The organism is Dietzia sp. CW19 (assembly GCF_014145265.1).
Taxonomy (GTDB): Bacteria; Actinomycetota; Actinomycetes; order Mycobacteriales; family Mycobacteriaceae; genus Dietzia; species Dietzia natronolimnaea.
On the sequence record NZ_JAALEE010000111.1, the window covers coordinates 1 to 9283 of the forward strand.

General features: G+C 70.9%; 7 protein-coding genes. 5 read left to right on the top strand and 2 right to left on the bottom strand.

What is annotated here, in order from left to right:
• From G6021_RS04050 to G6021_RS04060, 3 genes are all read left to right on the top strand, one after another.
• Positions 1-1604, top strand: a 1604-nt coding sequence (locus G6021_RS04050; protein ID WP_182640716.1) for a methyltransferase, incomplete at its 5' end; no start/stop codon positions are given.
• Positions 1601-2044 (top strand): D-aminoacyl-tRNA deacylase, encoded by a 444-nt coding sequence (gene dtd / locus G6021_RS04055; RefSeq protein WP_179525210.1) that lies wholly within the window; start codon positions 1601-1603, stop codon positions 2042-2044. The genes G6021_RS04050 and dtd, both read left to right, overlap by 4 nt.
• Positions 2045-2183: 139 nt before the next feature.
• Complete coding sequence (locus G6021_RS04060; protein ID WP_179525209.1) at positions 2184-3152, top strand: sigma-70 family RNA polymerase sigma factor; 969 nt, start codon at positions 2184-2186, stop codon at positions 3150-3152.
• A 159-nt stretch (positions 3153-3311) separates the two neighbouring features.
• On the opposite strand, the gene G6021_RS04065 is transcribed toward G6021_RS04060, so the two are convergent.
• Complete coding sequence (locus G6021_RS04065) at positions 3312-6053, bottom strand: bifunctional GNAT family N-acetyltransferase/acetate--CoA ligase family protein (protein WP_182640717.1); 2742 nt, start codon at positions 6051-6053, stop codon at positions 3312-3314.
• Between the two features lie 62 nt (positions 6054-6115).
• Positions 6116-7348 (bottom strand): acetoin utilization protein AcuC, encoded by a 1233-nt coding sequence (locus G6021_RS04070; protein WP_182610773.1) that lies wholly within the window; start codon positions 7346-7348, stop codon positions 6116-6118.
• 226 nt (positions 7349-7574) lie between these two features.
• On the opposite strand from G6021_RS04070, the gene G6021_RS04075 reads away from it, so the two are divergent.
• The gene (locus G6021_RS04075; RefSeq protein WP_179525206.1) at positions 7575-8264 is read left to right on the top strand and encodes a metal-dependent transcriptional regulator; all 690 of its coding nucleotides are present in this window, start codon (positions 7575-7577) and stop codon (positions 8262-8264) included.
• The gene (gene galE, locus G6021_RS04080; protein ID WP_182610774.1) at positions 8261-9241 is read left to right on the top strand and encodes a UDP-glucose 4-epimerase GalE; all 981 of its coding nucleotides are present in this window, start codon (positions 8261-8263) and stop codon (positions 9239-9241) included. The genes G6021_RS04075 and galE overlap by 4 nt, the downstream gene beginning before the upstream one ends.
• Positions 9242-9283: the final 42 nt, after the last annotated feature.

Below are 9283 nucleotides of genomic sequence, written 5' to 3' on the forward strand. Positions count from 1 at the left end.
TTCCCGCCCTCACCCGCCTGGCCCCCGCACTGGCGGAGTCGTTCCGCGAGTGCCACTTCACGGTGCCCGGACTGGAGGACGCACTGGGGCCGGAGGCGGTCTCGGCGCTCGCCCGTTCGGACCCGGCGTCCGTCCGCAGGCACGCCCGCTCCGCCGGGCCGGTCGGGACCCTGGTCCGGCTGTTCATCCTGGGTGACGCGGTCCCCGAGGGCGAGGTCGTGGCGGCCCTGCCCGGGGTACCCGTAGCCGACGGGATCGACGCCGGACTGTGGACCCGTCAGACCACGCCGGAGGCGACCCTCCGGGCGCTCCTCGACCTCCGGCCCGTGGACACCGGTCACGGCACACGCTGGGTCTTCGCCGACGTCGACGGGTCGATGGCCCACGCCACCACGAGGCCAGACCACGTCCTCGGGGTCGGGCAGGCCACGCTGTCCCTCCTCCGGATCACACCCACCTCGCACGTGGACTCGGTCCTCGACCTCGGCACCGGCTGCGGCATCCAGCTCGTGCACGCCCTCGGGACCGCGAGGACGGCGACGGGTACGGATATCACCCCGAGGTGCCTGGACCTGGCGTCCGCCACGTTGGCCATCAACGGGTTGGACGGGGAACTGCTCGTCGGTCCCTGGTTCGAACCCGTCGCCCATCGTCGTTTCGACCGGGTCGTCGCCAACCCACCGTTCGTGGTGGGCCCCTCCGAGCCCGGCCATTCGTACCGCGAGTCGGGGCTCGCCCTCGACGGGGCGAGCCGGACGGTCGTGTCCGGGGCTCACGAACACCTGACCCGGGACGGCACCGCGGTCATCCTGGCCTCCTGGGTGGAACGCCAGGACACCGACTGGCGGACCCACGTGGCGTCGTGGGTCCCCTCCGACGGGGTGGAGGCCTGGGTGCTCCGTCGCGACACCTCGGACCCGGAGCTCTACGTCTGGACATGGCTCACGGACGAGGGCATGGACCCGAGGGACGAGTCCACAGCCCTCGCCGCGGACGCCTGGCTCGACCACTTCGAGGACCGGGGCGTCGACGGGGTCGGGTTCGGGTACGTCTTCCTCAGGCGGATCGACGGCGCGTCGTCGGTGCTCTGCGAGGACCTCACCCACCCCTTCGACGAGGGGCTCGGGGACGAGGCCGAGGCCTACTTCGCGCGCATGGCGTGGTTGCGGGCGGCCGCGGACCGACAGGGCGGGCAGGAGCGGGCGCTGGACGCGACGGTGTTCACCGTCTCCCCCGACGTCCACCTGCACGTCTCGGAGAGTCTGGCACCGGACGCCGGTGACGCGGGGGACGAGACGTCCGGGGCCTCTGCACCGGCCGGGTCGGTGGTGGTCGAGCGCGTCACCGGTGCACGCTGGCGCCACGAGATCGACCCGCTGACCGCGACGGTCCTCCGAGGGGCGCGTATGGGTGCGCTCCCCCTGGAGGATCTCGTCGTCCTCGCCGCCGCGGGGGCCGGTCGTGACCCCGGTGAGCTGGCGGAACCCGTGCGCAGGGTCGTGGCCGATCTGTTCCTCCACGGCTTCGTCGTCCCCGCCGGGGTCCCCGGGCTGCTCCCGCCCGGCGTCCGCGCCGCCGCCACCCCGGGGCCGGTGGGCGGGTGAGGGCCGTCATCACGCGCGTCACCGAGGCGTCGGTCACCGTGGACGGGGAGATCGTGGGCGCACTCCCCCGCGCCGGGCTGCTGGTGCTGCTGGGGGTGTCGACCGACGACGACGAGGGGGACGTCGCCACGATGGTCCGCAAGATCGCGGAGCTGCGCATCCTGCCGGGTGAGGCGGGCGCGGTCGAGATCGGCGCGCCCGTCCTGGTGGTCAGCCAGTTCACCCTCATGGGGTCGACGAGCAAGGGGCGCCGACCGTCGTGGTCCCGCGCGGCGCCCGGGGCTCGGGCCGAGGCCGCGGTCGATGCGGTGGTGCGAGGTCTCCGTGAGCGGGGACTCGAGGTCGAGACCGGGGCGTTCGGCGCGATGATGCAGGTCAGCTCCGTGAACGACGGCCCGTTCACCGTCCTCGTCGACACCTCGGGTTCCCGGACGTCGTGACGGACGTCATGGGCCCGGGAACATTCCCGGCACCCCCGCCGTTGTAGCAGTACGTGACCGTGACCCGGACACGCGTCCGTTCCGTCCATCAGCAACCGACCGCCGACTCTGATCCCCCGGGCCGGCAGGAGGAGGAGACATGACGTCAGCCACCACCCGATCGGACCGTCGGACGGAGGCGGATTCGGATGGCCAGAGCCCCAGCGCGGACCTCGTCCGCGTCTACCTCAACGGGATCGGCAAGACGGCTCTGCTGAACGCGGAGGACGAGGTCGAACTCTCCAAGCGTATCGAGGCCGGTCTCTACGCCGCCCATCTCCTGGCCACCAAGAAGCGGATGGGCCCCACCAAGAAGGCCGACCTCAAGGTGATCGTCGCGGAGGGCGAGGCCGCCCGCGCGCACCTCCTCGAGGCCAACCTGCGTCTGGTGGTCTCACTCGCCAAGCGCTACACGGGGCGCGGCATGCCGCTGCTGGACCTCATCCAGGAGGGCAACCTGGGCCTGATCAGGGCCATGGAGAAGTTCGACTACGCCAAGGGCTTCAAGTTCTCGACCTACGCCACGTGGTGGATCCGCCAGGCGATCACCCGGGGGATGGCGGACCAGTCCCGCACCATCCGGCTCCCCGTGCACCTGGTCGAGCAGGTCAACAAGCTCGCCCGCATCAAGCGGGAGCTCCACCAGCAGCTCGGTCGCGAGGCGACCCTCGACGAGCTGGCGGAGGAGTCGGGGATCCCCGCGCACAAGATCGAGGAGTTGCTCGACCACTCGCGCGACCCGGTGAGCCTGGACATGCCCGTCGGCGCGGACGAGGAGGCGCCGTTGGGCGACTTCATCGAGGACGCCGAGGCCACCAGCGCCGAGAACACGGTCGTCACCAACGTCATGCACTCGGACGTCCGTGCGGTCCTGTCCACGCTGGAGGAGCGCGAACAGCAGGTCATCACACTGCGGTTCGGTCTCGATGACGGCCAGCCCCGCACCCTCGATCAGATCGGCAAGCGTTTCGGGCTCTCGCGTGAGCGCGTCCGCCAGATCGAGCGCGAGGTCATGGCGAAGCTCCGTGAAGGGCGCCGCGCCGACAAGCTCCGCTCCTACGCGGTCTGAGGTCCGGGCCGGACGAGGACACCACGACGCCCCGGCTCCACGGTCAGGCGGGTTCACACCGCCACCGGAGCCGGGGCGTCGTCGTGTCCGGACCGGGCGACGAGCCGCGCCGGCGCAGTGGCCGACCCGCCGCGCACGCCGCGCCGGCTGTACCGACAGCTAGCGCAGTCTCCGCGGGCCCTCGTCCCCGCTGAACCGCGGGGGCGGCCCCAGATGGACCTGTGCGTACAACACGGACACACCGTCGGGGGCCGCGAGCGCGGGGTCGAGAGACAGCCGTCTGAGCTCGGGGACGTCCTCCACCAGGCACGACATCCGGCCCATGAGCTCCACCAGGGCGTCCTTGTCGGCCGGGGTGTCCCCCGCATATCCGTCGAGGATGGGCGCGGCCCGAGGACGGTCGAGGAGCGACCGGGCCTCCGAGGGGGAGATCGGCAGGGTGCTGAACGCGCGATCGGCGAGGAGGTCCGAGAGCATCCCGGACAGGCCGAAGGAGATGAGCGAGCCGAAGATCGGGTGGTCCGCCACCCGGATCGTCACCGCGACCCCCTTGGTGGCCATCTTCTGGACGTGGAGTGCCCGGGAACCGGTGGTCGCCTTGAGGTCGTCGAACGCGTGACGCACGGCCCCCGCGTCGGTCAGGTCCAGGCGGACCCCGGACTGGTCACTCCGGGTCCGCCACTTCTCCCCCATCGCCTTGACCGCCACCGGGTACCCGAGCTCCTCGGCCGCCATGGCCGCCTGCTCCACCCCGACCGCCACACGGTAGTCGACGATCCCCACCCCGTAGCACTCCAGCAGACTCCGGACCTGCCCCTGGGTGAGTTCGAACGACTCGTTCCCGGCGTTCGAGTGACACAGAGAATCGACGAGATCCCGCGCGCGGGCGCGGTCGATGTCGTCGTACTCGGCCGGCTCCTCCGCGGGCTGGTCCAGCCACTCGGCGTAGCGGCGGGCGCGCACCAGCGCCGACACCGCACGCTCGGGGTACGGGTACGACGGGATGGAACCCCGCGAGGCCACGCCGGACTCGTCGGTGATGGTGAGCCCCTCGGGCAGTCCCTCGCCGGCGAGGAAGGTACTCACCACCGGCTTGGAACTGTCGGCCGCCGCGGCACGGATGGCCTCGGCGTAGGCATCGGGCTCGGTGGCCACCGGTGGCACGAACACCGTCAGAACCGAGTCCACCTCGTCGCGGGCCACCACGTCGGCGATCGCGGCCCGGAAGTCCTCGGGTAGCGCTCCCGCGCCCAGGTCGACCGAGTGCGCCACGGTGAATCCCTGCAACCGCGCGGAGTCCCCGCCCAGTCGGCCGACGGCGGTCGAGTTCCCGACGATCGCCAGACGGCCGCCCGCCGGCAACGGCTGATAGGCGAGCAACGTCGCCGTGTCGAACATGTCGGTGATGGAGTCCACCTGGATGAGCCCGGAGTCGCGGAACAGTCCGCGGATGGCCGAGGCGGTCAGACCCTGCACTCCCGATTCCAGGTCGTCGACGGCCCGGCGCACCACCACCACCGGCTTGTTGCGGGCCACGCGGCGCGCGATCCGCGAGAACTTGCGGGCGTTGCCGAAACTCTCGAGGTAGAGCAGGACCACCTCGGTCCCGGTGTCGGTATCCCAGTACTGGAGCAGATCGTTGCCGGAGACGTCCGCACGGTTCCCCGCGGAGACGAATGTCGACAGTCCCAGACCCCGGCGGGCGGCGGCGGCGAGGATCGTGATCCCCAGGGCACCCGACTGACAGAAGAACCCGGCCCGACCCGGCCCCGGGACCACCTCGGCGAGGGTGGCGTTGAGCTGGACGTCGGGGGAGGTGTTGATCACCCCGAGGGCGTTGGGCCCCACCACCCGCATCCCGTGGGCGCGGGCCTCGCTCACCAGGCGACGTTCGGACACCACTCCGGCGCTGCCGACGTCGGAGAACCCGGCCGAGATCACGACGAGGGTCGAGACCCCCTTGGACAGGCAGTCGTCGAGCACCTCGGACATGGACGCGGCCGGAACCGCCACCACGGCCAGGTCGACCGGGTCGGGGATGTCGCGGACGCTGGCGTAGGCACGAACGGACTGCACGGAGGTCGCATCGGAGTTGACCGGGTACACCGGGCCGGAGAACCCGTTCCCGATGAGGTTGCGCAGGACCGTGTGGCCGATCTTGCCGACCTGGTCGGAGGCGCCGATGACCGCCACCGAGGCGGGGGTCAAGACCCTCGCGAGGCTGCGCGCCTCGGCCGCGGTCTCGCGGGCGTTACGGACGTTGGTCAACGCCTCGGTGGGGTCGATCGCGAACTCGAGATGCAGGGTTGATCCATCGAAGGAGCGCGAGATCTCGTACCCCGCCCGACGGAACACCTGGATCATCGACCGGTTCTCCGAGAGCACCTCCGCCTCGAAGTGGTCGATCCCGCACTCGGCGGCGGACCCCGCGAGATGCTCGAGGAAGATCGATCCGAGCCCCCGGCCCTGGTGCTGGTCCGAGATGGTGAACGCCACCTCCGCGAACGTCGAGTCCGGGAGCCTCTCGTAGATCGCCATCCCGATGATCTCCGCGCCCAGTTCCGCGACGAACGCCATCCGGTCGCGGTAGTCGACGTTGGTCATCCGCTGCAGTTCCTTGGCCGACAGGACGTCGTGGGAGCCGAAGTAGCGCAGGTAGCGGGTCCGCTCGGAGAGGCTGGCGTGGAAGCGGGTGATCTTCTCGGAGTCGTTGGGCAGGACCGGCCGGATCCGCACCGCCCGGCCGTCGGAACCCAGGACATCCGCCGCCCACTCGTGTGGATAGCCCTCCGGATAGTCGTCGACCGCCGTGTCGGTGGAGGCGTGTTCTGGCGGGTTGACGACCGGCGCGTCACCCTCGGGGGCGCCGCCGTCGGTCGTTCCGTCACCGGGGTTGGCCATCGTGGTCCTCCATGAGACAACTGTTGTGAATGGTGGGCACCCGCGACGCGGGGGTGGTGCGGTCAGTCCCGGGGATCGTCCGGGTCGAGTCCGAGCAGGGGGTACACCGAGCGGCGGGTGTCGAGGATCGACTGGTCGAGTCGGGCCAGTGTCCGGTCCACCTCTCCCCCACGATCGGCACCGGCGGGCTCCCAGGGCGTGTGCGCGGGATCTCCGCCGTCACTCATCGTCTGCGGGACCCTGTCCGGAACGGTGAACCGGGCGGCCATGGCCTTCCACTCCTCCGGTACCCGGGTCCCCGGATCCACGGGGACGCCGAGGACGGCGGCGATGAGATGGGTCCACGATCGCGGGACCACCCGGACCAGCTCGTAGCCCCCACCGCCGATGGCGATGATCCGCCCCTCGCAGAGCTCGTCCGCCAGTGCGATGAGTCGGAGGTAGGACTCGCGGTGCCCGTCGACCGTGAGGGACAGGTCGGCGAGCGGGTCCTCGCGGTGCGAGTCGCATCCGGCCTGCATGACGATGATCTGTGGCTCGAAGGCCCGCAGGACCCCGGGAACGACCGCGTGGAACCCGCGCATCCACAGCCCGTCGGTGACCGCCGGCAGGAACGCCAGGTTGACCGCGGTCCCCTCCGCGCGGCCCACCCCCGTCTCCGATGCCCAGCCCGTCGACGGCCACAGGGTCGCCGGGTGCTGGTGCAGGGACATGGTCAGCACACGCGGATCCTCGTAGAAGGCGGCCTGGACACCGTCCCCGTGGTGGACGTCGATGTCCACGTAGGCGATGCGGTCGTACCCGTTGTCGAGCAACCAGCTGATGGCCACCGCGGCGTCGTTGTAGACGCAGAAGCCGGCGGCGGCCGCGGGCATGGCGTGGTGCATGCCGCCGGCCACGGAGACCGCCCGCGTCGCGGCGCCACTGGCGATCGCCCGCGCTGCGGCCAAGGTTCCTCCGGCCACCGCGGCGCTCGCCTCGTGCATGCCCGGAAACGTCGGGTTGTCCGCCGTGCCGAGACCGTGGCTCATCCCGAAGTGCTCCCCGGGCGGCAGGTCGCCGGCCGCCCTGACGGCGCCGATGTAGCGGGACGTGTGGACGCGGAGCAGCTCCTCGTCGCTCGCCCACCCGGGGTCCAGCATCTCGACGCCCTGCAGGACCCCCAGTTCCGTGGCCAGCGACATGGTCAGATCGAGTCTGCGCGGACTCATCGGATGATCGGCGGAGTGCCGGTACTCCATCAGCGAGGGACTCCACACCACCGCGGCCGCGACGCCGTCCCGGATACCGGCCATTGCCACCCGTCCTCCCCTCGCACCGGGACGCTCCCGGCGGCCCACATCCGGTGGGAACACCGAGATGCGCGCCCCACGAATCTACGCGGCGGGACCCGAGCCGACCCCCGATTGCCCGCTCCCCACCCCGGTTCGAGGCCCGGCGGTAGTCTCGACCGTGAACCCGGAGGGGACCGTCGACCACCGGGAGCGACTACCTGCGACGATCCGACGTGGAGGATTCAGCGTGAAAGACCTGGTGGACACCACCGAGATGTACCTCCGCACCATCTATGAGCTCGAGGAGGAGGGAGTCATCCCACTCCGGGCCAGGATCGCGGAGCGACTCGAGCAGAGCGGTCCGACCGTGAGCCAGACGGTCGCGCGGATGGAACGCGACGGCCTCGTACACGTGGCGCCCGACCGTCACCTGCAGCTCACGACGACCGGCCGGGATCTGGCCGTGGACGTGATGCGTAAGCACCGGCTCGCGGAGCGACTGCTCGTCGATGTGATCGGGTTGGAACTGGAGAAGGTCCACGCCGAGGCGTGTCGATGGGAGCACGTCATGAGTGACGACGTGGAGCGTCGCCTCATCGAGGTACTCGACGACCCGAGGACGTCACCGTACGGCAACCCCATTCCAGGGCTCGACCGGATCGGCTACACCTCCCAGATGGCCAACGATCGCGCGTTCACCCGCCTGTCGGCGCTGGACACGGACATCCCGCACAGCGTCCGGATCCAGGCGATCGGCGAGAACGTCCAGATCGACACCGACCTCATCTCCGAGCTCCGCGCGCACGGTGTGGAACCACTGCGGACCGTGACCGCGACCCGGCGGGGCCACCTCGTCGAACTCGACTCCGGTGACGGTCACACCGTGGAACTCGACGGCGACCACGCGCACGCGATCCAGGTCGAGATCCTCCCGTGAAGCTCCTCGTCACCGGTGGGGCGGGTTACGTCGGCGGGGTCTGCGCGACCGTGCTCGTCGAGCGCGGACACGAGGTCGTGGTCCTGGACGACCTCTCCACCGGCAACAGGTCGGGCGTCCCCGCGGAGGCGACGTTCATCGAGGGCGATGTCGCCGCGCTGGCGGGCGAGGTCCTGGACCCGGGATTCGACGGGGTCTTGCACTTCGCCGCCCGGTCCCTCGTCGGGGAGTCGGTGGAGAAGCCCGCGGAGTACTGGCAGGGCAACGTCGTGACCTCCCTCGCGCTCCTCGACGCGATGCGCGCCGCCGACGTCACCAACCTCGTCTTCTCGTCCACCGCGGCGACCTACGGCGAGCCGGAGCAGATCCCGATCACCGAGGACATGCCCACCCGGCCCACCAACACCTACGGCGCCACGAAACTGGCGATCGATCACGCCATCACCTCGTATGCGGTGGCCCACGGGCTCGCCGCCACGAGTCTGCGCTACTTCAACGTGGCCGGCGCCCACGGTCCGGTGGGAGAGAACCGGGTCGTCGAGACCCACCTCATCCCGCTGGTCCTGCAGGTGGCCCTGGGACACCGATCCGACATCAAGGTCTTCGGCGACGACTGGCCCACCCCGGACGGGACATGCGTCCGCGACTACATCCACGTCGCCGACCTCGCCGACGCGCACCTACTGGCCCTGGAGTCCAACCGACCCGGCGTCCACCGTGTACTCAACCTCGGCAGCGGGGAGGGCTTCTCCGTCCGCGAGGTGATCGACGTGTGCCGCGAGGTCACCGGGCACCCGATCCCGGACGTGGTCGCACCGCGGCGCGCCGGCGACCCCGCAGTCCTGGTGGCCTCCAGCGAGAAGGCGATGACCGAGTTGGGGTGGACCCCCACCCGGACCGACCTGCACACGATCGTCCGCGATGCGTGGGCGTTCACCTCGGCCCTGGGTGATCGGGCGCACTCCGCCCCGCGGTAGTCCCGGGCCGGCGCGGGCGGGAGCGCCCCGACCGCGCCGGGC

Excerpts from the sequence above, each read along its gene's own strand:
- G6021_RS04070 (WP_182610773.1), bottom strand. The coding sequence starts at position 7,348 with ATGGCCGGTATCCGGGACGGCGTCGCGGCCGCGGTGGTGTGGAGTCCC.
- G6021_RS04060 (WP_179525209.1), top strand. The coding sequence starts at position 2,184 with ATGACGTCAGCCACCACCCGATCGGACCGTCGGACGGAGGCGGATTCG.
- G6021_RS04065 (WP_182640717.1), bottom strand. The coding sequence starts at position 6,053 with ATGGCCAACCCCGGTGACGGAACGACCGACGGCGGCGCCCCCGAGGGT.